The 239-nt window shown below is 42.7% G+C and carries 1 pseudogene; it reads left to right on the plus strand.

The annotated features are described in order from the left end of the window. Positions 1-239: pseudogene (locus AAEY62_RS24535) on the plus strand (lipoprotein-releasing system transmembrane subunit LolC); the annotation flags it as partial.

Here is a 239-nt window from a genome sequence, read left to right on the forward strand (position 1 = left end):
GTTAACGGCATGGCGCAATTTAAAAGCCAATTAAAAGCAGTAGAAATACGCGGGGTTGAGCCTTCATTAGAGGGGAGCGTGTCGGCTATTAATCAATTTACCAAAGGCAAATTGGTGAGCCAGCTTGGCATTGATGAAGTTATTTTAGGCAAGCAAATAGTTAACCAACTCGATGCCAGCGTGGGCGATAGTATTACCTTACTTATTCCTCAAATAGCTCAGCAAGGGCAGTCATTATT

Source organism: Pseudoalteromonas sp. GW168-MNA-CIBAN-0100 (assembly GCF_040309225.1).
Classification (GTDB): domain Bacteria; phylum Pseudomonadota; class Gammaproteobacteria; order Enterobacterales; family Alteromonadaceae; genus Pseudoalteromonas; species Pseudoalteromonas arctica.